Origin of the sequence: Streptomyces sp. NBC_00503, from assembly GCF_036346895.1 — a bacterium.
Taxonomy (GTDB): Bacteria; Actinomycetota; Actinomycetes; order Streptomycetales; family Streptomycetaceae; genus Streptomyces.
This window is the reverse complement of record NZ_CP107855.1, coordinates 3,079,962-3,104,994: the sequence shown is the minus strand read 5'-3', so window position 1 is coordinate 3,104,994 and position 25,033 is coordinate 3,079,962. Positions and strand designations below refer to the sequence as shown.

General features: G+C 72.6%; 20 protein-coding genes. 11 read left to right on the top strand and 9 right to left on the bottom strand.

Annotated elements, in window-relative coordinates:
- Positions 1–44: 44 nt before the first annotated feature.
- The 3 genes from OG490_RS14425 to OG490_RS14415 all read right to left on the bottom strand — a co-directional run bounded on the left by OG490_RS14425 (position 45) and on the right by OG490_RS14415 (position 4,235).
- Entirely contained in the window at positions 45–1,769 is a 1,725-nt protein-coding gene (locus OG490_RS14425) for an LCP family protein (protein ID WP_330296687.1), read from the bottom strand.
- A 223-nt stretch (positions 1,770–1,992) separates the two neighbouring features.
- On the bottom strand, positions 1,993–3,252 hold the full coding sequence (locus OG490_RS14420) for an LCP family protein (RefSeq protein ID WP_330296686.1): 1,260 nt from the start codon (positions 3,250–3,252) through the stop codon (positions 1,993–1,995).
- 233 nt (positions 3,253–3,485) lie between these two features.
- Positions 3,486–4,235 (bottom strand): TIGR03089 family protein, encoded by a 750-nt coding sequence (locus tag OG490_RS14415; RefSeq protein WP_330296685.1) that lies wholly within the window; start codon positions 4,233–4,235, stop codon positions 3,486–3,488.
- A 150-nt stretch (positions 4,236–4,385) separates the two neighbouring features.
- Here OG490_RS14415 and OG490_RS14410 point away from each other — a divergent pair, with 150 nt between their 5' ends.
- A complete protein-coding gene (locus OG490_RS14410) occupies positions 4,386–5,822 on the top strand; it encodes a peptidoglycan recognition protein family protein (RefSeq protein WP_330296684.1) in 1,437 nt (478 codons plus the stop codon).
- A gap of 13 nt (positions 5,823–5,835) precedes the next feature.
- Here OG490_RS14410 and OG490_RS14405 read toward each other — a convergent pair whose 3' ends face one another.
- The 4 genes from OG490_RS14405 to OG490_RS14390 form a co-directional block, all read right to left on the bottom strand.
- The gene (locus OG490_RS14405) at positions 5,836–6,840 is read right to left on the bottom strand and encodes a DNA-3-methyladenine glycosylase family protein (protein ID WP_330296683.1); all 1,005 of its coding nucleotides are present in this window, start codon (positions 6,838–6,840) and stop codon (positions 5,836–5,838) included.
- A gap of 23 nt (positions 6,841–6,863) precedes the next feature.
- A complete protein-coding gene (locus OG490_RS14400) occupies positions 6,864–8,192 on the bottom strand; it encodes a coenzyme F420-0:L-glutamate ligase (protein WP_330296682.1) in 1,329 nt (442 codons plus the stop codon).
- Positions 8,189–9,148 (bottom strand): 2-phospho-L-lactate transferase, encoded by a 960-nt coding sequence (gene cofD / locus OG490_RS14395; protein ID WP_330296681.1) that lies wholly within the window; start codon positions 9,146–9,148, stop codon positions 8,189–8,191. The genes OG490_RS14400 and cofD overlap by 4 nt, the downstream gene beginning before the upstream one ends.
- Positions 9,149–9,243: 95 nt before the next feature.
- Positions 9,244–9,735, bottom strand: a complete 492-nt coding sequence (locus OG490_RS14390) for a cysteine dioxygenase (RefSeq protein WP_330300923.1) — start codon at positions 9,733–9,735, stop codon at positions 9,244–9,246.
- A 738-nt stretch (positions 9,736–10,473) separates the two neighbouring features.
- Between OG490_RS14390 and OG490_RS14385 the strand changes: the two genes are divergently transcribed.
- From OG490_RS14385 to OG490_RS14370, 4 genes are all read left to right on the top strand, one after another.
- Complete coding sequence (locus OG490_RS14385) at positions 10,474–10,737, top strand: WhiB family transcriptional regulator (RefSeq protein WP_112450237.1); 264 nt, start codon at positions 10,474–10,476, stop codon at positions 10,735–10,737.
- A 313-nt stretch (positions 10,738–11,050) separates the two neighbouring features.
- Positions 11,051–14,713 (top strand): glycosyltransferase family 2 protein, encoded by a 3,663-nt coding sequence (locus OG490_RS14380; RefSeq protein WP_330296680.1) that lies wholly within the window; start codon positions 11,051–11,053, stop codon positions 14,711–14,713.
- A complete protein-coding gene (locus OG490_RS14375) occupies positions 14,710–16,194 on the top strand; it encodes a DUF5719 family protein (RefSeq protein ID WP_330296679.1) in 1,485 nt (494 codons plus the stop codon). The genes OG490_RS14380 and OG490_RS14375 overlap by 4 nt, the downstream gene beginning before the upstream one ends.
- 42 nt (positions 16,195–16,236) lie before the next feature.
- The gene (locus OG490_RS14370) at positions 16,237–16,629 is read left to right on the top strand and encodes a hypothetical protein (RefSeq protein WP_330296678.1); all 393 of its coding nucleotides are present in this window, start codon (positions 16,237–16,239) and stop codon (positions 16,627–16,629) included.
- Here OG490_RS14370 and OG490_RS14365 read toward each other — a convergent pair.
- Positions 16,626–17,111, bottom strand: a complete 486-nt coding sequence (locus OG490_RS14365) for a metallopeptidase family protein (protein WP_443065814.1) — start codon at positions 17,109–17,111, stop codon at positions 16,626–16,628. The two genes, OG490_RS14370 and OG490_RS14365, sit on opposite strands and share 4 nt — an antisense overlap.
- Positions 17,112–17,226: 115 nt before the next feature.
- Here OG490_RS14365 and OG490_RS14360 point away from each other — a divergent pair, with 115 nt between their 5' ends.
- From OG490_RS14360 to OG490_RS14335, 6 genes are all read left to right on the top strand, one after another.
- The gene (locus OG490_RS14360; RefSeq protein ID WP_330296677.1) at positions 17,227–17,604 is read left to right on the top strand and encodes a DUF3499 domain-containing protein; all 378 of its coding nucleotides are present in this window, start codon (positions 17,227–17,229) and stop codon (positions 17,602–17,604) included.
- Positions 17,605–17,713: 109 nt separating this feature from the next.
- Positions 17,714–19,084 carry a phosphomannomutase/phosphoglucomutase gene (locus OG490_RS14355; protein ID WP_330296676.1) on the top strand — a complete coding sequence of 457 codons (1,371 nt, stop codon included), beginning with the start codon at positions 17,714–17,716 and terminating at the stop codon, positions 19,082–19,084.
- Positions 19,085–19,189: 105 nt separating this feature from the next.
- Positions 19,190–19,378 carry a Trm112 family protein gene (locus OG490_RS14350; RefSeq protein ID WP_330296675.1) on the top strand — a complete coding sequence of 63 codons (189 nt, stop codon included), beginning with the start codon at positions 19,190–19,192 and terminating at the stop codon, positions 19,376–19,378.
- Between the two features lie 99 nt (positions 19,379–19,477).
- The gene (locus OG490_RS14345) at positions 19,478–20,611 is read left to right on the top strand and encodes an SIS domain-containing protein (protein WP_330296674.1); all 1,134 of its coding nucleotides are present in this window, start codon (positions 19,478–19,480) and stop codon (positions 20,609–20,611) included.
- 40 nt (positions 20,612–20,651) lie between these two features.
- The gene (gene manA, locus OG490_RS14340) at positions 20,652–21,824 is read left to right on the top strand and encodes a mannose-6-phosphate isomerase, class I (protein WP_330296673.1); all 1,173 of its coding nucleotides are present in this window, start codon (positions 20,652–20,654) and stop codon (positions 21,822–21,824) included.
- 93 nt (positions 21,825–21,917) lie between these two features.
- The gene (locus OG490_RS14335; RefSeq protein ID WP_330296672.1) at positions 21,918–22,862 is read left to right on the top strand and encodes a cation diffusion facilitator family transporter; all 945 of its coding nucleotides are present in this window, start codon (positions 21,918–21,920) and stop codon (positions 22,860–22,862) included.
- An 85-nt stretch (positions 22,863–22,947) separates the two neighbouring features.
- Here OG490_RS14335 and OG490_RS14330 read toward each other — a convergent pair whose 3' ends face one another.
- The gene (locus OG490_RS14330; protein WP_330296671.1) at positions 22,948–25,005 is read right to left on the bottom strand and encodes a fructose-specific PTS transporter subunit EIIC; all 2,058 of its coding nucleotides are present in this window, start codon (positions 25,003–25,005) and stop codon (positions 22,948–22,950) included.
- Positions 25,006–25,033 lie beyond the last annotated feature (28 nt).

Sequence of the window (25,033 nt, the reverse complement as noted above, 5' to 3'; positions counted from 1 at the left end):
ATGCTATGTGGTGTTCGGGATCGGCCCGGTGGCCGCCCCGTCGGTCACTTCGCGCAGACCGACTTGTCCGCCTCGACCCGCTGGATGTCCTCGGGCGCCTTCTGCGGAGCCGTCATGGAGACCCCCGCCCCCTTGAAGTCCGCGCCGAGCGTCAGCTTCATCGGGGTCTTGGGATCGGCATCGGCCGTACCCATCTTCAGCGCTGCCGCGGGAAGACCCATCATCTCGGCCAACGCACGGGCCTGGTCGGCCTGGTTGGGCGCGTACTCCAGCTGCGTGGCGTCCACCTTGGCGGGCGCGTTGCCCAGGTTGGCGGACTTCAGGACCTTCTTGGTGTTCTGCAGCCAGGTCAGCGTGGCGGAAGCGGAACCGGCCGGCCCGCCGCCGTTGGAGACGTCCACCCGGACGTCCTTGGCCGCGGCGCGGGGCCCCTGCATGAGCGCGTCCAGCTTGGCCTGCTCCTGCGCGTCCGCCGTGTCCTGAGCTGCCTTCTCCTTCTTCTCGACCTCCGTCAGCGAGACGTCCCCGCGGATCATCTGCAGCAGCGGCTCGGCCTGCGCCGTCTTGACCACCACGGTGGCCGCCGCGCCGGGCGGCTCCGCCGGATTGTCGAGAACCGGAAGAGTGGTGAAGGTGATGTTCTTGAGGTCGATGCCCTTCAACTCACCCGCGAGATCGGTGAGTTTCCCGATCGAACCTATTCCCGAATCCACGCTCAGTGATTTGGTGGCCGCTTCGGCGAGGGAGAAGAACTTCTGCGGACTGGTCAGCGTCTGCTTCGACTTCATTTCCCGCATCATCGAACTCAGGAACTGCTGCTGGGTCTTGATCCGGTCGAGGTCGCTGCGCTGGCCGAAGGCGTGCCGGGTCCGTACGAAGGCCAGTGCGTCCTCGCCCGACAGCCGGTGCTCGCCCGCCGACAGCTTCAGCTTGGAGTCCTTGTCGTCCACGGCCTTGTCCAGGCAGACCGGCACTCCGCCGACCGCCGTGCTCAGGTTCTTCACCGCGTTGAAGTCGGCCATCATGAAGTGGTCGACCTGGATCCCGGTGAGCTCCTTGACCGTGCGCATCGTGCAGCCAGGGTCGCGGCCGTCCTGCCCGAGGCTGGTGTTGAAGCGGACGCCGTGCGCGCCGGCGATGTTCTTCGTCGAACCGTTCGGCTGTTTCGTGGGGCAGTCCGGCACGTTGGTGATCAGGTCGCGCGGAATGGACAGCGCCGTGGCGTTGGAGCGGTCCTTCGCGACGTGGAACAGGATCGTGGTGTCGGCGTGGCCGACGCTGCCGGCGTCCCCGTACCCCTCGTTGCCCGCGCCGCTGCGCTTGTCGGTGCCGATGACCAGGATGTTGATCGGCTGGTCCTTCTTGAAGCCGCCGCTCGTTCCGGCACTGCCGACGTCGGTGACCTTGAGGTTGCCGTTCAGGTGGTCGTAGTAGAGGTACCCGGCGATCGACCCGGCGACCAGCACGAACGCCAGGGATCCGCCGGTGATGACCAGGATCTTCTTGCGCCGTCCGCCGCCGCCCTTGCGCGGCCGTCCGCCGCGCCGGCCTCCGCCGGGCGGGACGTCACCGCGGCGCGGTCCGGGAACCGCCGGGGCGGCGGGGGCACCGGGGGCCGTGCGCGGCTTGGTGCCGGGGGCGCGCCGCTGCCCGGGCGCTTGCGGAGCGGATTGCTCCAGTCGCAGTTCGTAGTTACCGGTGCGGGGGTTGAGCACCCACTGGTCTGCGGGGTCGATCTCGTCGGCCCGTCCACGGCTTTGCGCATCCACGGTTTGCTCGAATCCTCCGTCGGTGCTTCACGACGCGCCTCCCCTTGGGCGCCCGGTCAACGATCCGGCTGCTGGCGCGCGGCCTCTGTACTGGCCGGGCACCGGGTCGCTCACCTTATCCGGACCGCTTCGCCGCAAACCATGCTGGTGATGAATTCCACGTTCTTACAACGGGGCAATCGCCTCAACAAGCTCGGCCCCGTCACCGGCTTTTGGGATTGCTTTACCGGCAGTCCGCGACGCCCGCGGTGGTTCCGGTGAAGGTGGGGACGGGGGCGGGGGCGTCCGCGGTTCCCTCGCCGTCGGCCTTTCCGGGAGCCGTCGAGGGCGCTTTCCCGTCGGCGCCGCTCTCCGCGGCCCGGTCCGCCTGATCGCTCTGAGGAGTGGACCGGGGCGTTGACCGGGGCGTCGGCTCGGGCGGCGCGATGCTCAGCGGCTCGTCCGCCCGCAGCCGCTGGAACAGCTGGCTCGCGTCGGGCTCCCGCAGCTCGTCCCGGTTCGCATCGGCGTGGTACGGCCGGCGCGGCACCGTGAGGAACTTGATCTGGTCGGTCGGGATGTCGCGCACGCCCCGTACGAGCTCGTACAGCCCCCGCAGCGAGGCCAGCCCCGGGTCCGTGGTCACCGAGGACGTCGCCGCGTCCAGCAGCGGATAGAGCTTCCCGGGATTGAGCAGCACCCCGTTGCTCTGCACCTTCTTCACCAGCGAGCCGAGGAACAGCTGCTGGCGCTCCATGCGCTCGGTGTCGCTGCCGTTGCCCAGGCTGTAGCGGGCCCGTACGAAGCCCAGCGCCTGCTCACCCTCCAGGGTCTGGCGTCCGGCCGACAGCTTCAGCTTGGCCTCCGGGTCGTCCACCGGCCGCTTCAGGCAGACCTCCACCCCGCCGATGGCGTCCACCATCTTCGTGAACCCGCCGAAGTCCACCACCATGTGGTGATCGACCCGGATGCCGGTCATCGCCTCCACCGTGCGGATCGTGCAGGCCGCCCCGCCCCACTCGAACGCCCAGTTGAACTGGGCGAACTGCTCCCTGGTGCGGTTCCCGTCCGGCTTCAGGCAGCCGGGTATCTCCGTCATCAGGTCCCGCGGTATCGACACCGCCGTCAGGCTTGTGCGGTCCGCGGGCAGGTGCAGCAGGATCGTGGTGTCCGAGCGCTGGGTCCCCTCGTCCTGCCCGTAGCGGGAGTTGTCCTTGCCGGAGCGGGAGTCCGAGCCGATCAGCAGGATGTTCTGCGCGCCGCCCGCCAGGTGGACCGGACGCTCCCGGTCGTAGCGCCGCAGCTCGGCGGCGGCGGAGGTGTCCTCGGTGATGTTCCCGTCGAGCTTGGAGTAGACCCACCAGCCGCCGGCCGCTCCGGCGACGACGAACAGGCAAGCCCCGATCCCGGTCCAGCGCAGCAGCCGGCGCCTACGGCCGTTCGGAGGCTTCGCACTGCCTCCGGCCGCTTCGGTGCCGTCCGGTATGCCCGCGCTGTCCCTCACTCGCGTTCCGTCCCCTCACCCGTCCCGGCAGGCCGTACGGGTGAGTACGGCCTGTGCCGATCCTGCCCCCGGGTTGCCGCGGCGGCCCGGGGGCAGGGCCCTGTACAGGGCCATGTGGGTGACAAATAGCCCGCGGGACCCGTTGGGCGGTGTGGGTGACGGGGTGCGGCCGGACGGGTAAGGCGTCCCGGAGGCCGCCGCCGGAAGGGTTGGGCCGACCGGAGGCCCGCCGGTCAGACGGTGTGGGTGACGCGCTCGCTCTCGATCCGCTGCGCCAGCCCCTCGGCCGCCAGCCGGTCCAGGTTCCGGCACAGCACCACGGAGCCGCCGGTGGCCAGAGCCGCGTAGAGCCCGGCGGACAGCCCCTCCCAGCCGTCGTAGCCGAGCCCGGTCAGCACGCGCGAACCCTCCCCGAGGCCGAGCTTCGCCGCGTCCTCGCGGGCCCGCTCACAGATCCGGGCGTACGAGAGCTCCTCGCCGCCGACCACCAGGCCGGGCCCGTCCGCGTCCACCGGCTGGAACGGCGCGAACCGGTCGCCCTGCCCCGGCACCTCCACGGCGTAGTCCGCGAACCCGGCCGGAGGCTGCGGGAACCGCCCGCCCAGCGGCCGCAGCGCGAGCGCGACCCGCTCGCCGGAGCAGGCCAGGGCCGCGTCGAGGGTGTCCGGCCCCGAGACGACGAGATCCGCGTCGGCCGGATCCCCGCCCACCTCGGCGACGACCCCGACCGAGGCGCAGGCGAGCAGCCACACCGCGCTCTGCCAGTGCGCGGGCAGCAGCAGGGCCAGCCGGTCGCCGGGCTCCGCGCCCAGGTCGCCCTGGAGCAGATTGGCGGTCTTGGCCACCCAATTGGCGAAGGTGGCGACGGACAATTCGACGCGCTCGCCCGTGGCATCGTCGTAGAAGGTGACGAGCGGGCGGCCGGGATCGGCGGCGAGCGCGGATCGCAGCAGGTCGGCAGGGGTGCGGTCAGTGGCGTTCACGCCCCAGAGCCTACGCGGCACCGGGCGGCCCCCTCCTCCGTACGGCGGCGGCAAAGTCCCCCGTACGGGGGAGGGGTATGGGCGGCTCCATCAGACGGGGCGTCAGTTCTCGGATGGCGAGCGCCGCCCGGAGTCCACAGCATCCTTTCCATGCGTGGATTCCTTGCTTCCTCGATCGGCGTCGCGACGGCTGCCGTACTGGCCCTGCCGCTCGCGCTCCCCACTACGGCCCTGGCGGCGGAGGCGGCGCCCCCGGCCGCCCGGACCGCCCAGGCCGCCCCCGCGGCCCCCGCCGGGTCCACCGAATCGGTACCGCTCGTCCCCCTGGGACCCGCGGCCGACCGCACCCCCGGCGTCCCCGGAATGAGCGCCTCGCCCCGCCTGCCCGAGACGCAGGGCCTGGCCGCCCGCGACGCCAGGAACTTCTCGCTCGTCGGCGTCGTCTGGGACGACGCGAGCGCCCGGCTCGAAGGCACCGTCCAGGTCCGCACCCGCTCCGCGGCCACCGCGGCCTGGTCCGACTGGCAGGACGTCGAAACCCACAACGGAGAACACGCCGCCGACCCCGACACGGCCGAACGCGGCTCCGGCCGCGTCCACGGCGCCACCGCCCCCCTCTGGGTCGGCGAGTCCGACGGCATCCAGGTCCGGGTCCAGGCACCGAGCGGCACCCTGACCAAGCTCCCGAAGGGGATGCGGATCGACCTCGTCGCCCCCGGGGACACCTCCGGCCGCCCGGCGACGGACGCCAAGAACGGCGCGGCCCCCGAACCCGCGCCCGCGCCGGGCCCCGCCGGAGAAGGCGACGACAAGGGCGAACTGCCCCTGCTCCCCGGCATGACCATGGAGATGACGGAGTCCTCCTCCGCCAACGTCCCCATGGCCCCCCTCGGCGCCAACGAGATCGCCGCCCTCAACAAGGCCGACTCCACCGCCGACGCCGTCCTCGCCGACAGCTCGCTGAACGCCGCCGCCCGCCCCTTCATCGGCCCGCGCCCGCGCATCGTCACCCGCAAGGGCTGGGGCGCCGACGAGAACCTCCGCGAACGGGGCTTCATCTACACGAACACGGTCAAGGCCGCCTTCGTCCACCACACCGCCTCCGGCAACGGCTACGCCTGCAAGGACGCCCCGGCGGTGCTGCGCAGCCTCTACCGCTACCACGTCGTCAGCGAGGGCTGGCGGGACATCGGCTACAACTTCGCCGTCGACAAGTGCGGCACGGTCTACGAGGGCCGCGCGGGCGGGGTCGCCAAGCCGGTCATGGGCGCGCACACCATGGGGTTCAACACCGACAGCATGGGCGTCGCGGTGATCGGCACCTTCACCAACACGGCCCCGCCGAAGGCGGCGGTCGACGCGGTGGCCCGCCTCACCGCCTGGAAGCTCGGCCTCTTCGGAGCGGACCCCCGCGCGAAGACCACCCTGCGCTCGGGCGGCGGCAACCTCTACCCGAAGGGCAGCAACGTCCGCCTGAACGTCATCTCCGGCCACCGCGACGGCTTCGCCACGGAATGCCCGGGCCGCCTGCTCTACGGCGAACTCCCCCCGACCCGCACCTCGTCGGCGAAGCTCCAGGGCCGGTAGGGACCGGGACCCCTCAGAGCCTGCCGATGTCCCCCCGGGGCATCCGGGGGGTACGGCGGGGCGGGACCACGGACGGGCCGGCCAGCAGGATCAGCCGGGCCGCCCGGTGGCGCTGGCCCGCGTACGGCGCGAGCAGCTCCAGCATGGCGGCGTCGTCGGCGTCCCGGTCCCCGGCCAGGGCGTAGCCGACGATGCCCGGGAGGTGCAGGTCACCGGTGGTGACGGCGTCGGCGTGGCCGTTGCTGCGCTGGAGGGTCTCGGCGGAGGTCCACGGCCCGATGCCGGGAACGGCCTGGAGCCGCGCGGTGGCGGCCGGCAGGTCCATCGCGGCGGCCTCCTCGAGGCGGGCGGCGACACGGGCGGCGCGCACGATGGTGGCCGAGCGCTTGGAGTCCACACCGGCCTTGTGCCAGTCCCAGGAGGCGATCATCGCCCAGGTGCGGGCCGCCGGGGGGACGTGGAGGCCCGGCTCCGGTCCGGGAGCGGGTTCGCCGTACTGGACGACCAGGCGGCGCCAGGCGCGGTACGCCTCGTCGGTGGTGACCTTCTGCTCCAGGATCACCGGGATCAGGGACTCCAGGACCAGACCGGTACGGGTCAGCCGCAGACCCGGACGGCGGCGGTGACTGGCGTGCAGGAGCCTGTGCCGGGGTACGAAGGCCGCCGGATCGTCGGCGCCGCCCAGCAGCTCGGGAAGCCGGTCGAGCACCCAGTCGGCGCCCGGCCCCCAGGCCTCGGCGAGCACCTCCCCGCCCTGCGCGGCCACCCGGAGGGTGGCGGGGCCGGCGGGGGTACGGGTGGCCCGCCAGACGGCACCGGCGGCGGTCCGGAAGGCGGGATCGGCCGGGCCGCGCCTCAGCGGCCCCAGGACGAGCCCCAGATCGACGGGACCGGGCGGAGCCCAGGTCCGGGTCTTTCCGGTGGCCGTGCCCGTCGGCTGCTGCGGCGCGGCCGGGGGCACGTCGGTGCGGCCGCCGCGGACCGCGGCGCGGGTGAGTGGGTCGAAGCGGCCGGCCATGCCTCGAGCGTAGCCCTGCGGGGTCAGCGGACCTCGATGAAGTCCTCTGTCGGGCGTTCCCACCGGGTCGGGGCCGGGGATGCCGGGTGGCCCACCGCCACCGCGCCCATCGGGTCCCAGTCCTCCGGCAGGCCCAGGACCTTGCGCACCACCTCGCGGCAGAACATCGTCGAGGACACCCACGCCGACCCCAGCCGTTCCCCGGCCAGCGCGACCAGGAAGTTCTGCACGCCCGCGCCCATGGCGACGACGAACATCTCCCGCTCCGCCGCGTCCCGCCGCGCGTGCCCGTAGTCGTGGGCGCCGTCGCTCACCATGCACGGCACCACCAGGTACGGCGCGGCCCGCAGGACGTCGCCCCGCCGGACCCGCTTGGCGATGGACTCCTCGGACTTGCCGTCGCGCCGCAGGTCCGCGATCCACGCGTCCCGCATCGCGTCGAGGAGTTCCAGCCTGGACCCCTCGGACTCCAGCAGGACGAAGCGCCACGGAGTCGTGTGGTGCGGAGCCGGGGCCGTCACGGCCGCCGCGACCGCCCGGCGGACCGCGCCCGGGTCCACCGGCTCGGACGTGAAGGCCCGTACGGTACGGCGCTGGGTGACGGCCTCGCGGACCGCCTCCGAGGTGCCCAGCCGGAACATGTCGTCGGCGGGGGAGCGGACCAGGTCCGCCGCCGAGGAGCCCTCGCCGAGCACGTGCGCGAGGCCCCGTACGACCGCGACCGGCAGTCCCTCGGACTTCCCCTTGACCAGGTCGCCCGCGGCGGCCAGCTCGTCGGCGGTGGCCACGATCGTCGCGCTCAGCGGGTTCCCGTGGGCGTCGGTGCCCCCGCGCAGGTCGTCGAGGACCCGTACGCCCGCGGCGCCGATCGCCACGTCCGTGAGCCCGGTGCGCCACGGCCGCCCGAAGGTGTCCGTCACGATCACGCCCACGTCCACGCCGAGCGACTCCCGCAGCCCCGCCCGGATCGCGGCGGCCGAGGCGTCGGGGGCCTCGGGGAGCAGCAGGACGGTGCCGGCGGGGGTGTTCGAGGCGTCGACCCCGGCCGCCGCCATGACCAGGCCCTGCCGGTTCTCCACGATCCGCAGGGGGCCCCGGCGCGCGACGACCCGTACGGTCTCGGCGTCGATCGCGGCCTCGCGCGAATCGGCACGGACGATCCGGCCCTCCGCCTTGGAGACGATCTTCGAGGTGACGAGCAGGACGTCCCCGTCGCGCAGGGCGGGCCCGGCGGCCGCGATCAGCTGTGCCAGGTCGTCGCCGGGCCGCACCTCGGGGATCCCGCCGATCGCCCGCACCTCGTACGAGGGCACGTGCGGGTGCGGAGCGTCCGGGGCGTGCGGGGCGGTCACCGGGAGGCCTCCGCCAGTTCCAGCGCGGCCCGCGCCATGGCGGCGGTGGCCTCCAGGTCGGTCATCATCAGCGGAACCGCCCGGCAGGTGATGCCGGCGGCCTCCACCTCCGCGACGGAGTCCGCGTCGGCGGTGTCGACGAGCCAGCCGTCGAGCAGTCCGGTGCCGTAGTGCAGGGCGACGGCGGAGGCGGTGGACTCGACGCCGACGGCGGCGAGCACCTTGTCGGCCATCCCGCGGACGGGGGCACCCCCGACGATGGGGGAGAGGCCCACGACGGGTGCCCCGGCGGTGGCCACGGCCTCGCGGATCCCGGGCACGGCGAGGATGGTGCCGACCGAGACCACGGGGTTGGACGGCGGGAAGAGGATCACGTCGGCGGCCGCGATGGCCTCCAGTACGCCGGGCGCGGGCTTGGCCTGCTCGGCGCCCACGGGTACGACGGCCTCGGCGTCCACCGCGGCGCGCATCCGCACCCAGTACTCCTGGAAGTGGATGACCTTCCGCTCGCCCGTGCCGGGCTCGGTGATCGCGACGTGGGTCTCGACCCGGTCGTCGGACATGGGGAGCAGCCGGACTCCGGGCTGCCAGCGGTCGCACAGGGCCTCGGTGACGGCGCTGAGCGGGTAGCCCGCACCGAGCATCTGCGTGCGGACGATGTGGGTGGCGAAGTCGCGGTCGCCGAGGCCGAACCAGCTGGGTCCGACCCCGTACGCCGCGAGTTCCTCCTTGACGGTGAAGGACTCCTCGGTGCGGCCCCAGCCCTGGTCCTCGTTGATGCCACCGCCGAGGGTGTACATCACCGTGTCCAGATCGGGGCACACCTTGAGCCCGAACAGGTGAATGTCGTCACCGGTGTTGCCGATGACCGTGATGTCCGCGTCGGGAACCGCCGACTTGAGTCCGCGGAGGAAACGGGCGCCGCCGATGCCGCCGGCCAGAACAACAATGCGCATGCAGACAGTCTGTCAGCCGCAGGCTGATCCTTTGAGGGGTGGTGGTCGGGTGACGGGCGGGACTGTCAGGCCGCTACCGGCGGGTGGCGCTCCGGTCAGACCGAGACGGTCTGGAGCCGGGCCGGGGAGCAGTTGTGCATCGGCATCGCGGTCAGGCCGGGGAAGTAGACGTGCAGGCTGACCGCCCCTTCGAGGCCGTCGTTGGCGACCTCGTGGGCGTAGCCGGGGGCGAAGACGCGCTGGGAGCCGGCTCGCAGGGTGAGCGGGCCGCGGGCGGTGTGCTCGGTGAGCTCCCCGTCCAGGACGGTGAGCACGCCGGAGGACGGGCCGTGGTCGTGCAGCCCGCTGCCCTGGCCGGGGACCCAGCTGAGCAGCCAGACCTCGTAGCCGGGGCCGGTGCGCAGCCGGTGGTACCAGCGGGTGGTGGCGTCGTAGCGGACCAGGTGCTCCCACTGGGAGCGGTCCTCGGCGATGGAGCGGGCGAGGCCCACGAACTCGGCGACGGTGGCCGGGTGCTCGCGGGCGGGCTGCAGGAGGTGCTGGACGGAGAGGATGTCGCCGGCGATCTGGAGGTCGCTCTCGACCATCGGGGCGGCGGCGGAGGCGGGGACGGACGTGCGGGGAGCCGTGGTGGGGGCGTGGTTCAGGGTGCTGGTGCTGTTCATCGGGGGGTTCCTCGACGGATGTCAGTCGTGCAGGCGGTCGCTGTGGGGGGCCGGGCTGGAGCTCAGCGGAGCCGGAGCTCCGTGGGCATCAACAGCTGCAACAGCAACAGCGAACCTGGGCAGCGCACAGGAACCCACGAATGGGGGTCCGGGTGGCGACTGCGGGCGCTGACATGGCAACAAGGAGACCGGGTGAGGGGCCGGACTGTCAACCCAATGTCCGGTTTGGTAGAAAAGTTTCACCTCATCCGGTTACCGTGCCCGGAGAAAGGTTTGTGCACCCCCCACCAGGGGATGTGGCGCTGCAAGTCGCGCCACAGCTGCTGTGGCCGTCTCAAACCTGTCAAGAGGTGCGATGTCCCCCTGTGGCTGAAATGTGATCTACGCCGCTTCTTCGGCCGGATCGGAACCACACCACAGAGTGACGCGTCGACTACAGGGGAGGAGGTGCAGCGTGCGATGCATGTGGCATGTGTCACGATTTTTGGCGATATGAACACTTTCTGCATAGGCTTGGTTCCGCAGAGTGAATAAGGGGCCCAATAGCAGATCTCGGCTTGACTGCGCTGGAGCCTCACACTTGTAATTTCACTCGTGTCGTTACGTAGCTATGAGTAACGGCAACACCACGGGGACGCACAGACAGAGCGAGGGGCGCACATGACCGAGCTGGTTCAGGAACTGCTGGTCGAGGAGGCGGACGAAGAGCTCGGATGGCAGGAGCGAGCTCTCTGCGCCCAGACCGACCCCGAGTCCTTCTTTCCGGAGAAGGGCGGCTCCACCCGCGAGGCCAAGAAGGTCTGCCTCGCATGCGAAGTCCGCTCCGAATGCCTTGAGTACGCCCTCGCCAACGACGAGCGATTCGGCATCTGGGGCGGCCTGTCCGAGCGCGAGCGCCGGCGTCTGAAGAAGGCCGCCGTCTGAAACGCCCTCGGCGCGCGACGATCGGCGCCCACGGCACCGCGTACGACATATCCGACGGCGACCCCGACGGCATATCCACCGGCATAGCCGACCGTGCCCGCGACAGTACGCACCGCCGTACGCATAGCGGCACAAATGGCAGTACAGCGAACAGCACGGCAAGCAGTACGACGAGCAGAGCAAACGGTCCGCCTCCCGCACCTTCCCCGCAGGAGGCGGACCGACTTGTTCCCAGCCGTTAGTGTGGGGCGCTGTCCAGCAGCCTCCGAGGGCACAACACCCCCGGACCCCCGGCCGGAGGGCCCGTACCGCGATGTCCCTGCACAGCCAGTCGAGCGCCTCCCACCAGGCTGCCGCCGCACCAGAGTTCCCCCGGCACGTCGTCACCGCGGTCCTCGTCGCCCACGACGGCTCCCGCTGGCTGCCCCGGACCCTCGCGGGCCTCCTCGGTCAGGAGCGCCCCGCCCAGAACCACATCGCCGCGGACACCGGCAGCGCCGACGACTCCGCGCGCCTGCTCGGCGAAGCCTTCGGTGAGGAACGCGTCCTGCACCTCGCCCGCCGCACCGGCTTCGGCGCCGCGGTCGAGGAAGCCGCCCGCACCGCAGGCACCCTGAGCCCCGAAGACCTCCCCTACCTCAAGCGCCCCTCCGGCTGGGATCCCGTCAGCCGCACCTGGCGCGACGACACGTACGACCTGCCCGAACTGCCCCACGGCGAACCCGTCCAGTGGCTCTGGCTGCTCCACGACGACTGCGCACCCGAGCCCGACGCCCTCGCCGAACTCCTGCGCGTCGCCGAGGAGAACCCCGACGCCGCCGTCATCGGCCCCAAACTGCGCGGCTGGTACGACAAGAAGCAGCTCCTCGAAGTCGGCGTCACCATCGCCCGCAGCGGCCGCCGCTGGACCGGACTCGACCGCCGCGAACAGGACCAGGGCCAGCACGACCAGGTCCAGCCCGTCCTCTCCGTCTCCACCGCCGGCATGCTGGTCCGCCGCGACGTGTACGACGCGCTGGGCGGCTTCGACCGCCGACTGCCCCTCATGCGCGACGACGTCGACCTGTGCTGGCGGGCCCAGAGCGCCGGCCACGCCGTCCTCATCGCCCCCGACGCCGTCGTCCGGCACGCCGAGGCCTCCGCCCGCGAACGCCGCACCGTCGACTGCGCCGGCCGCACCACCGCCAGCCCGCACCGCGTGGACAAGGCCGGCGCCGTCTACACGATGCTGGCCAACAGCTCCGGCCGCGCCCTCCCGTACGTCCTGCTCCGCGTCCTCCTCGGCACCCTCCTGCGCGCCCTCGCCTACCTCATCGGCAAGGCACCCGGACAGGCCGTCGACGAGATCACCGGCCTCCTCGCCACCCTGCTCCGCCCCGGCCGCATCCTCGCCGCCCGCAAGGCCCGGCGCCGCCCCGCCGTCCCCGCCAAGGAACTGCGCCCCCTCTTCCCGCCGTCCGGCGCCACCCTGCGCGCCAACGCCGAACAGCTCGCGGGCTACTTCGGCGCCGACGGCGACACCGACAGCAGCAACGCCGGCCGGCACGGCGGAGCCGTCGAATCCGGACCCGGCGGCGACGACGCCGACTACCTGGAGATCGAACAGTTCGCGCGCCTCAAGCGGATCGCCCGCAAGCCCGCGCCCGTCCTCTTCGGACTCCTCCTGCTCGTCTCCGTCGTCGCCTGCCGCTCCCTCCTCGGCGGCGGCTCCCTCATGGGCGGCGCCCTGCTCCCCGCCCCCGGCAGCGGATCCGCCCTCTGGCACGTCTACTCCGACGACTGGCAGCCCGTCGGCACCGGCACCACCACCGGCGCACCCCCCTACCTCGCGGTCCTCGGAGCCCTCTCCACCCTGCTCTTCGGATCCACCAACGCCGCCCTGACCCTGCTCCTCGTCTGCTCCGTCCCGCTCGCCGGACTCAGCGCCTACTTCGCCTCCCGGCCGCTCGTCGAATCCCGACTGCTGCGCGCCTGGGCCGCCGTCGCCTACGCCTTCCTGCCCGCCGTCACCGGAGCCCTCGCCGGCGGCCGCCTCGGCACCGCCGTCCTGGCGATCCTGCTCCCGCTCATCGCCCGCTCCGCCGTCGCCGCCTTCGGATTCGACAGCACGGCCGGCGGCGACGGCCCCGGGGGCAGCTGGCGTTCGGCCTGGACCTACACCCTCCTGCTGACCCTGGCCACCGCCTTCACCCCCGTCGTCTGGCCGCTCGCCGCCGTACTCGCCGCCGCCGCCCTGGTCCTGCGCCGCGCGCACTGGAAGACGTACGCACCGCGCCTCCTCGCGATGCTCGCCGTCCCGCTCCTCGTCCTCGCACCCTGGTCGCTGAGCCTCCTCCTGCACCCCACCCGCTTCCTGCACGAGGCCGGACTGCCCTACGGAGCCGGCTCGGCCGGCGCCCTGGACCTGCTCGGCATCAGCCCCGGCGGACCCCGCACCGCCGGCGGGCTGATCCTCATCGGCATCGTGCTCGCCGCCCTGGGCGCCCTGCTGCGCACCGACCGGCAGTTCGCCGTCCGCACCGCCTGGGCCACCGCGCTCGCCGCGCTCGTCCTCGCCGTCCTCGTCAACCGCACCGCCTGGGCCGGCCCCGCCACCCTCGTCTACGGACTCGCCCTGCTGGCCGCCGCCACCGTCGGCGCCGACGGAGCCAGGGAACGCGTCGCCGCCCGCAGCTTCGGCTGGCGCCAGCCGCTCGCCGCCCTCATCGCGCTGGCCGCCGCCGCCGGACCCCTCATCGGCGCGGCCGGCTGGATGCTCAGCGGCGCCGCCGGACCGCTGGAGCGCCGCGACCCCGTCCAGGTGCCCGCCTTCGTCGCCGAAGAGAGCGGCACCCGCGACCAGGCCCGCACCCTGGTCATCGGCGCCACCTCGCCCGCCGCCCTCTCCTACAGCCTCGTCCGCGGCTCCGGCGGCCGCCTGGGCGACGCCGAACTCGCCGACCAGGCCGGCAGCGACACCCGCCTCGACAAGGTCGTCTCCAGCCTCGTCGCCGGATCCGGCGCCGACCAGAGCGACCAGCTCGGCGGCTTCGCCATCCGCTACGTCCTGGTCCGTGACGGAGCCCCGCAGGAGATCGGCCGCGTCCTCGACGCCACCCCGGGCCTCAGCCGCCTCAGCAAGCTCGAAGGCAGCGCCCTGTGGCGCGTGGACCGCCAGGTCGCCAGGGCCGTCATCGTCTCCGCCAAGCCCGGCGAAGCACCCATCCCCGTCGCCTCCGGCCCCGTCGAAGCCCACACCAAGATCCCGGCGGGCGAGGCGGGCCGCACCCTGCGCATCGCCGACACGGCCGCCCCCGGCTGGCAGGCCACCCTCGACGGCAAGCCCCTCAAGGCCAAGACGCTGGACGGCTGGGCCCAGGGCTTCGAACTCCCCGCCTCCGGCGGCCGTCTCGACCTGGTCCACCAGGACGCCCTCACCCGCACCGCCTGGCACTGGGCGCAGGGCTTCCTCGCCCTCGTGCTCCTGGTCATGGCCCTCCCGGGCCGCCGCACCAGCCTCGACGACGACCTCCCCGAAGAGGAGACCGCGCCCGCCGAGGAGGCCGGCGAGGGCCGCCGCGCCCGCCGGCTGCGCGAGCAGTCCGAGGCGGAGGCCGAAGCCCCCGCCGAGGCGGCCGTCGCGGCCGACCCGTACGCGCAGATCCCGCAGCAGCAGGCGTACGGGGACGACGCGTACGCCTACCAGCAGGCTTACGTGGACCAGGACGGCTACGCCTACGGCGGGCAGGAACCGCAGCAGCAGGCGCCGCACCAGCCGCAGTACGAGCAGTACGAGCCCTACCCGTACCCGCAGCAGCCCCCGCAGCAGCCGCAGTACGGGGAACAGCAGCCGTACCAGGAACCGCAGCAGCAGCAGCAGCCTCAGCAGCAGTACGAGCAGTACCCGTACGAGCCGTACGACGCCTACGGACAGCCGCACGACGGACAGCACGACGGGCAGCACGTCCCGCGTCCGGACGGGAGCCCCCAGCAGTGAAGCAGCGCGTACCCCTGACGCTCGCCGCCGTGACGGCCGCGCTGGCCGCCGTCACCGGCCTGGCCACCCTCATCGCGCCCGCCGCGGACGGCGCCCCCGCCGCCGCGTCCGGCAAGGCCGCGGCCCGGATGCCGGTGGAGCGGTCCCTGCTGGTGTGCCCCGCACCCAGCACCTCCGACATCGCCGAGACCGTGTACACCTCGATCACCCCGGGCGCGGCCGCCGCCGGTGGCAAGGGCACGGCCCGGCTGCTCGGCGCGACCAAGGAGGCCAAGCCGGTACTGGAGCTCAAGGAGCCCGGAAAGCCCGTCGGCGCCAAGGCCTCCGGCGCCGAGGCCCCCGCGCTCACCGGCACCGCCGACGGGTTCCTCGCCCCCGGCTGGACCGCGCAGCAGACCACCGTCGTCTCCGTCGGCCGCGCCCGCGGACTCCTCGGCACCAGCTGCACCGTGCCCGCCACCGACTTCTGGTTCCCCGCCGTGAGCACCGCCAAGGGGCGCGAGGACTACGTCCACCTCACCAACCCCGACGACAACGCCGCCGTGGTGGACATCAAGCTCTTCGGCCCGGACGGAGCGGTCAAGGCCGAGGCGGGCACCAGTGAGAACATCCGGATCGACCCCAAGTCCAGCAAGGCCATCTCGCTGGCCTCCCTCGCCCCCGGCGCACAGCTCGCGGACCTCACCGCGCACGTGACCACCCGGGCCGGCCGGGTCGGGGCCACCGTGCAGGTGGGCGAGGAGGGCGTCGGCTCCGACTGGCTGCCCGCCTCCGTCGACCCGACGGGGACGCTGGTCATGCCGGGCATCCCGGCGGACGCCACTGACGTACGGCTGGTCGTCTTCGCCCCCGGCGAGGAGGACGCGGACCTCAGGATCCGCCTCGCCGGAGCGAGCGGCTCCATCAGCCCGGCGGGCAACGAGGAGATCCACGTCAAGGCCGGGATGACCGCGAGCGTCGACCTCAAGGACGTCACCCGCGGCGAACCGGGCTCCCTCGTGCTGTCCCCGTCCGAAGGCAAGCAGACCGTGCCGGTGGTCGCCGCGCTGCGGGTGGTCCGCGGCAGCGGTGCCAAGCAGGACCTCGGCTTCATCCAGGCGGCCGCCCCGGTGGGCAAGCGGGCGACCGTGGCCGACAACCGCACCGACGACAACGCGACGGTGCTCTCGCTGACGGCGACCGGAGCCGACGCGAAGGTCAAGGTGACGGCCTCGCCGGGCACCGAGGGCGGCGATCCGGCCGGCCAGGAGGTCACCGTCAAGGCGGGCACGACCCAGAAGGTGACCCTCGCCCCGGCGGGCGGCAAGGGCTCCTACGCCCTGACGGTGGAGACCGTCTCCGGCGGTCCGGTCTACGCGTCCCGCACCCTGACCGTGCCGCGAGACGGGACCCCGATGTTCACCGTCCAGACCGCGTCGGACGACCACGCGACGGTCTCGGTCCCCAAGGCCACCCAGGACCTGTCGGTCCTCACGGACTGAACGGCCGACGGGCTTACCGTGGACGCGGCTTACCGTGGATGCATGAGTTTCGAAGACATGTTCGCCGAGGTCATGGCCTCCAGCGACCGGTTCGGCCACCGCCAGCACGTGCACCTCACCTGGCTGGCCGTCCGCCGCCACGGCGTGCCCGCGGCGGCCGAGCTCGTGGCCGAGGGCATCGCGCGCACGGCCACCGCGGCCGGCGCCCCGCAGAAGTACCACGCCACGACGACCCGGGCCTGGGTCGAGCTCGTCGGCCGGGCGGCGGGGGCCGCCGACGTCACCGGCTTCGACACCTTCGCCGACCGCCACCCCGACCTGCTCGACAAGGACCTGCTGTCCCGGTACTACCGCCCCGAGACCCTGGCGTCCGGCAAGGAGACCTGGGTACAGCCCGACCTCGCACCGTTCCCCGGGCAGAGCGAGACGGCCTAGTCCTGCCCGTACCTCGGGTCCACCGTCTCCGGCGACAGGCCCAGCAGCTCCGCCACCTGCTCCACCACGATCTCGTGCACGAGCATCGCCTTCTCGTCCCGCGTCTTCGTGCGGATCTCCACCGGCCGCCGGAACACGACGATCCGCGCCGGCCGCCCGTCCCCCGCCTCGGCGAGGCCTCCCAGCGGCACCGCCTCGTCGTTCCAGCCGGCCTCCGCGCCGCCCGGCGGGCCGGGGACGTCGCCGACCATGAACTCCACGTCCGCCAGCTGCGGCCAGCGCCGCTCCAGACGTTCCACGGAATCCCGTACGAGGTCGCCGAAGAGCTCCGCCCGACTCGCCGACAGCGGTACCTGCGGAGGGGCCACCGGCCCGCGCATCCCCCGACCGTGCCGGTCGCGCCGCCGCACCCGCGGTTCGCCGCCGACAGCGGCCGGGGCATCGGAGTCGTTCGGAAGGGGAGGCAGGGTGCTGTCCGTCACCCCCGCAGGGTAGCCCGCACACCCCCACCGGGGCGGGGCTGATCAGCCGACACGGGGGAGCGGCCGGGGGGAGAGTCGTCGCGGCCCGGTCAAGAGTGCGGTACCGTCCAACGTCGTGAGCCTTGTACGTCGCTGTTCGCGCACTGCGTGCGGCCGCCCTGCCGTCGCGACACTGACGTACGTCTACGCCGATTCGACCGCAGTTCTCGGCCCGCTCGCCACCTACGCCGAACCCCACTGCTACGACCTGTGCGCCGAGCATTCGGAGCGCATGACCGCCCCGCGCGGCTGGGACGTCGTGCGTCTCACCGACGGTTCCCCGCCCTCGCGCCCCACCGGCGACGACCTCGAAGCCCTCGCCAACGCCGTACGCGAAGCCGCCCGCCCTCCGGAGCGCACGGCCGAAGCCCGCGGCGGCACCGGCCAGGGCGGACCCACCACGGGCGAGACCCGGCGCGGGCACCTGCGCGTGCTGCGCTCGCCGGACTCCTGAGCTCGCCGGATTCCTGAGCCGGTCCCGCGACTGTTCGAATCGCCCGACTGGCGGTCAGGTGTCCACGGTAGGTTTGCCCCACCGCACATCACCCTCAGGAGGGCAGGCAGTGGCCACCGATCTATCGAACATCGTCAAGGCGTACGACGTACGGGGCGTCGTGCCGGACGAGTGGGACGAGCCCCTGGCCGAACTGTTCGGTGCCGCGTTCGTCGAGGTCACCGGCGCGAGCGCGATCGTCATCGGCCACGACATGCGGCCCTCCTCGCCCGCCCTGTCCGGCGCCTTCGCCCGCGGCGCCGCGGCCCGCGGCGTGGACGTCACCCTGATCGGGCTGTGCTCCACCGACCAGCTGTACTACGCCTCCGGCAAGCTGAACCTGCCCGGCGCCATGTTCACGGCCTCCCACAACCCGGCCAAGTACAACGGCATCAAGCTCTGCCGCGCCGGCGCCGCTCCGGTCGGCCAGGACACCGGCCTGTCCACCATCCGCGAGCTCGCGGAGAAGTGGAGCGACGAAGGCGCCCCCGCGATCCCCGCAGGCACCGTCCCGGGCACCGTCACCGAGCAGGACACCCTCACCGGCTACGCCGCGCACCTCAAGGGCCTGGTGGACCTCGCCGCCATCCGCCCCCTCAAGGTCGTCGTCGACGCGGGCAACGGCATGGGCGGCCACACCGTCCCCACCGTCTTCGAGGGCCTCCCGCTGGACCTCGTCCCCATGTACTTCGAACTGGACGGGACCTTCCCCAACCACGAGGCCAACCCCCTCGACCCGAAGAACATCGTCGACCTCCAGGCCCGCGTGAAGGCCGAGGGCGCCGACCTCGGCATCGCCTTCGACGGCGACGCCGACCGCTGCTTCATCGTCGACGAGCGCGGCGAGGGCGTCTCCCCGTCCGCCATCACCGCCCTGGTCGCCGCCCGCGAGCTGGCCCGCAACGGCGGCAAGGGCACCGTGATCCACAACCTGATCACCTCCTGGTCCGTACCCGAGGTCGTCCGCGAACACGGCGGAACCCCCGTCCGCACCCGCGTCGGCCACTCCTTCATCAAGGAGGAGATGGCCAAGACGGGCGCCATCTTCGGCGGCGAGCACTCCGCGCACTACTACTTCAAGGACTTCTGGAACGCGGACACCGGCATGCTCGCCGCGCTCCACGTCCTCGCGGCCCTCGGCGGCCAGGACGGCCCCCTCTCCGGCCTGGTCTCCTCCTACGACCGCTACGCCGGCTCCGGCGAGATCAACTCCACCGTCGCCGACCAGGCGGGACGCCTGGCCGCCGTCAAGGAGACATACGGGGGACAGGAGGACGTCACCCTGGATGAACTCGACGGGCTCACAGTGACGAGCACCGACTGGTGGTTCAACGTACGCGCCTCCAACACCGAGCCGCTGCTGCGCCTGAACGTGGAGGCCCGCGACCCCGCGACCCTCGCCAAGGTCCGCGACGAGGCGCTGGCGCTCATCCGGGCATAGCCGACCCCACCAGGGGCCCCGCCGAGTTCACCTCCGGCCCGCACCGGAGGTGACTCGGCGGTAGGCTGACCAGGCCCGATCCACATCCCCGAAGGGAACCGCACCATGCCGCTCGAAGCCGGCCTTCTGGAGATCCTCGCCTGCCCCGCCTGCCACGCCCCCCTCGAGGACAAGTCGGCAGACGAAACGGCCCCCGAGCTGATCTGCACCGGAGGCCGGGAGTGCGGCCTCGCCTACCCGGTCCGCGACGGCATCCCGGTGCTCCTGGTGGACGAGGCGCGCCGACCCGCCTGAGGTTGCCGCAGCCACCCCGCGCACACGCTGAGACTGGTTCCGTCACCACCCTGGTTCGCTCACCACTGGTCACGTCACAGACATAGCCGGAGGCCGCCAATGCTCGACGAGTCGCTCCTCGACGCACCGGACGATCTCGCCCGTGCCGACCGCCGCGGCCTGCTCCGCGGCGCCGCCGACGCCGGGGCCCGGGTGCGCACCGCGGCCCGGCACGCCGCCGAGGCCGGCCTCGGCGACCTGCGCCCGGACGGCCGCCCCCGCGCGGTCCTCATCGCCGGGCCCGGCACCGCCGCCACCGGAGTCGCCGACCTGCTCGGAGCGCTCGCCGGAGCCTCCGCGCCCGTCATCAGGCTCCACCCCACCGGCGTGGCCCACGCCGCCGGAGCCCTGCGCTGGACCCTGCCCGGCTGGGCCGGCCCCGTCGACCTGCTGCTCATCGCCACCACCGACGGGACCGAGCCAGGCCTCGCCGTCCTCGCCGAGCAGGCCTACCGGCGCGGCTCCACCGTCGTCGCCGTGGCCCCCGAGCGCTCGCCGCTCAGCGAAGCCGTGGACGGGGCGCACGGGCTCCTGGTACCGATGGCGAAAGCCCCGTACCAGGAGTACGACGAATCCGCCGCGGCCGGACCCGGCGCCCTGTGGGCCCTGCTCACCCCGCTGCTGGTGCTCCTGGACCGGGTCGGCCTGATCGCCGCCGCCCCCGGCACCCTGGAGGCCGTGGCCGACCGGCTCGACCGCACCGCCGCCCGCTGCGGACCCGCCATCGCCACCTACTCCAACCCGGCCAAGACCCTCGCCTCCGAGCTCGCCGACTCCCTCCCGCTCATCTGGAGCGAGGGCATCGGAGCCGGACCCGCGGGCCGCCGGTTCGCCGCCACCCTCGCCGAGCTCGCCGGCCGCCCCGCACTGGCCGCCGACCTCCCCGAGGCCCTGCCGGCCCACGGAATCCTGCTCGCCGGCTCCTTCGCCGCCGGCGCCGATCCCGATGACTTCTTCCGCGACCGAGTGGAAGAACCGCAGGCCCTTCGCGCACGCATCGTCCTGCTGCGCGACCGGCCCGCAGGCGGACTGACAGCCGCCCCTGCCGCACGAGAGCTCGCCCTCAGCCACGACACGGCCATCAGCGAGCTCGAACCCGAGGAGGGCACCGAGCTGGAACAGCTCGCCGAACTCCTCGCCGTCACGGATTTCGCCACCGCCTACCTGGCGCTGGCCTCCGGGGGACACAGCTGAGGCGCGCCCGCGTGCCTCTCTCACCCAGGAAAGACGACCGATGGACCGCCTCACGAACACGATCCGCCCCTACGCCTGGGGATCCACCACCGCGATCCCGCGGCTCCTCGGAGTCGAGCCCACCGGTGAACCCCAGGCCGAGATGTGGATGGGCGCCCACCCGGGCGCACCCTCCCGCCTCGACCGGGGCGGCGGCGAGACCACCCTCTCGGACGTCATCGCCGCCGACCCGGAGCGCGAGCTGGGAGCCGCGGCCGTGGCCAAGTTCGGCCCCCGGCTGCCCTTCCTCCTCAAGCTCCTCGCCGCGGGCGCCCCGCTCTCCCTCCAGGTCCACCCCGACCTGGCACAGGCCAAGGAGGGCTACGAGGACGAGGAACGGCGCGGCGTCCCGATGGACGCCGGCCACCGCAACTACAAGGACCCCAACCACAAGCCCGAGATGATCTGCGCGATCACCCCCTTCGACGGGCTCTGCGGGTTCCGCCCGCCGCTGGAGGCCGCCGACCTCCTGGAGGGCCTCGGCGTCAACTCCCTGAAGCCCTACGTCGACCTCCTGCGGGCCCATCCCGAGGAGGCGGCCCTGCGCGAGGTGCTCACCGCCGTACTGACCGCCGACCGCACCGAAATGGCCCGCACGGTCACCGAGGCCGCGGCCGCCGCCGCCCGGCTCGGGGGCCCGTACGAGCCGTACGCCTCGCTCGTCCACGACTACCCGGGCGACCCGGGCGTGATCGCGGCCATGCTGCTCAACCACGTCCGACTCCAGCCCGGCGAAGCCATGTTCCTCGGCGCCGGCGTCCCGCACGCCTACATCGACGGCCTCGGCGTCGAACTGCTCGCCAACTCCGACAACGTGCTGCGCGCCGGGCTCACCCCCAAGCACGTGGACGTCCCGGAGCTGCTGAAGGTGGTCGTCTTCGCACCCAGCGACCCCGGAGTGATGCGCCCCGAGGGCAACGGCGAAGAGGTCTACGAGACCCCCATCGACGAATTCCGCCTCTCCCGCTTCGTCCTGGCCCCCGGCGGCGCCCCCCGGGTGCTCCCCGACACCGCCCCGCAGATCCTGCTGTGCACGGCGGGCTCCCCGAAGGCCACCTCCCCGGTCTCCGGCGAACTGGCACTGGCCCCGGGGGAGTCGGTGTTCGTACCGGCGGGCGAAAAGGTTGAACTGTCCCAAACCGGCACCGTCTTCCGTGCCACGGTGGTGGTCTGACGTACCGTCCCTCGAGGCGGCTGTGAGAATCTGCGGCCGTAGCGCGGCGTCCCGGACCGGGGCGCCGCACCGAGGAAGGGACACATCGCAACCATGAGCGCGTCGGGCGGTACCAAGGCGATCGTGGCGGCACTCGCCGCCAATCTCGCCATCGCTGTAGCCAAGTTCGTGGCCTGGTTCTTCAGCGGCTCCTCGTCGATGCTCGCGGAAGGCGTCCACTCGCTCGCGGACTCCGGCAACCAGGGCCTGCTGCTGCTCGGCGGCAAGAAGGCACAGCGCGAGGCGACACCGGAGCACCCCTTCGGATACGGGCGCGAGCGCTACATCTACGCCTTCCTCGTCTCCATCGTGCTGTTCACCGTCGGTGGCATGTTCGCCATCTACGAGGGCTACGAGAAGATCCACGACCCGCACGAGATCACGCACTGGTACTGGCCGGTCGGCGTCCTCGTCTTCGCGATCGTCGCGGAGTCCTTCTCCTTCCGCACCGCGATCAAGGAGTCCAACGAGATCCGCGGCAGCCTCTCGTGGAGCCAGTTCATCAAGCGCGCCAAGGCCCCCGAGCTCCCCGTGGTCCTCCTGGAGGACTTCGGCGCCCTCATCGGCCTGATCCTCGCCCTCGCGGGCGTCGGCCTCGCGCTGCTGACCGGCAACGGCGTCTGGGACGGCATCGGCACCCTGTGCATCGGCATCCTGCTGATCATCATCGCCATCGTGCTCGCCGCCGAGACCAAGTCCCTGCTGCTCGGCGAGGCCGCCGGCACCGAGGAGATCGACAAGATCAAGGCCGCCGTCGTCGACGGGGACACCGTCACCGGCGTCATCCACATGCGCACCCTGCACCTGGGCCCCGAGGAACTCCTCGTCGCCGCGAAGATCGCCGTCCAGAGCGACGACACGGCGACCGAGGTGGCCAACGCCATCAACGCCGCCGAGGCCCGCATCCGCGCGGCCGTCCCGATCGCCCGCGTGATCTACCTGGAGCCGGACATCTTCAACGCCGAGGCCGCGGCGAAGGGCACCAACCCGGGCAACTGAGCCCGCGCCGACGCGCACCGGATACGGAGATGCCCCCCTGCGAAGGCGCAGGGGGGCATCTCCGTATCCGGTCCGTGCCGGGCGGCTACTGGATCTCGCGCAGCACGTCCAGGATCGCGGCCTCGTCCGGCGCGGACTGCAGCCGCTCCCGGAAGCCGGTGTCCATCAGCTTGCGCGACAGGAGCGCCAGGATCCGCAGGTGTTCGTCCCCGGCGGCCGCCTCCGGCACCGAGATCATGAACACCAGCCGGGCCTTCGTCCCGTCCAGGGCGCCCCACTCGATGCCCTCGTCGGACCGGGCGAAGCCCACCGTCGGGCGGGTCACCGCGTCCGTCTTGGCGTGCGGGATCGCGATCGACTCGCCGAGACCCGTCGTGCCCTGTGCCTCCCGCGCGAGTGCGACCCGTACGAGCTCGTCCACGTCGCGGACGTTGCCGGTGGTGGCCAGCATCTCCGCCATCTCGCGGATCGCCGCCCCCTTGGAGTCGGAGGCCAGCTCGGTCTTGACGGTCTGCGCGGTCAGGTACCCGGACAGCACCTCCGGCTTCCCGGCCCCGGTCCCGCCGACGGGCGCCGCGGCCGCGGCCCGGCTCCGTACGGCCGTACCAACACCCGTACCCGCACCCGCACCCACGCCGGCCCCGACCAGGGCGGGCTCCCGCGCGAGCACCGACGGCCCGGCCGGCGCGCCTTCCCGGCGCTGCTTGAACTCGATCAGAGCATTGGTGGTCAGCGCCGTCACGACGGCACCGGCGGCGATGGCGACGAAGAACATCGCGACCCCGCTGATCGCACCGAACAGCGAGACGATCGGACCGCCGTGCGGCACGGAGTCCTGGACCCCGGCCACACCGGCGATCGCACCGGCCACCGCGCCACCGAGCATGTTCGCCGGGATGACCTGGGCCGGCCGGGCGGCCGCGAAGGGGATCGCGCCCTCCGAGATTCCGAAGAAGCCCATGAACAGGGCGGCGAGGCCGGTCTCGCGTTCCTCGTCGCTGTAGAGCTTGCGGCGCAGCAGCGTGGCCAGGCCCTGTCCGAGCGGCATGACCGGGATGGCCGCCGCGGCCATGCCCATGACGTGGTTGTTGGTGCCGATGAGTCCGACGGCGACGAGGAACGCGGTCTTGTTGACCGGACCGCCCATGTCGAAGGCGATCATCAGGCCGATGATGGTGCCGAGCACGATCGCGCTGGAGCCGGTCATCCCGTTCAGCCAGCTGGTCAGGTGCGTGAAGAGCCAGGAGATCGGCTGGCCGATCACGTAGATGTAGACCAGGCCCAGGGCCAGTGTCGACAGGATCGGGATCACGATGATCGGCATGATCGGCTGGATGACCTTGGGGACCTTGACCCTCTTGATCCACACGACCAGATAGCCCGCGAGGAAGCCCGTCGCGATGGCGCCCAGGAAGCCCGCGTTCGCCTCGGCCCCGTAGATGTTCACGGCGTCGGCGGCGAGGAAGCCGCCGATCATGCCGGGTACGAGGGCCGGCCGGTCACCGAGTGCGTAGGCGATGTAGCCGGAGAAGATCGGCAGCATCAGCTTGAAGCCGGTCACGCCCAGGGCGTTCACGTAGAACCAGAAGGTTCCCTCGGGAATGACCAGCCCGCCCTTGGAGTCCGCATGCCCGCCCAGGGACAGCGACACGGCGAGCAGCAGACCGCCCACGACCACGAAGGGGATCATGTGGGAGACGCCGTTCATCAGCGCCTTGTACGCCTGGCTGCGCTGCCTGCCGCCGCCACCGCCCCCGCTGCCCGGGGCCGCCGAGGTTCCGGCCTGCACCGGCGCGCTGCGCACGCGCTCGAAGAGCTCCTCCGGCTTGTGGATGCCGTCCGCGACGCCCGTGGACAGGACCCGCTTGCCGGCGAAGCGCTCGAGGTCCACTTCCTTGTCGGCGGCGATGATGACGCCGTCCGCCTCTCTGACATCGTTGTCAGTGAGGACGTTCTCGGCCCCGATCGAGCCTTGGGTCTCCACCTTCATCGAAATGCCGAGGCGATCGGCGGCCTGCTGGAGCTTCTCGGCGGCCATGTAGGTGTGCGCGATCCCCGTGGGACACGCGGTGACGGCCACCAATTTCACGGGCCTCGGCCCGCTCGTGCCCCCGTCGCCAGGAGCGCCTGCCGGACTGGTCACTGAAATCTCCTCACGCCATCGTGATGCG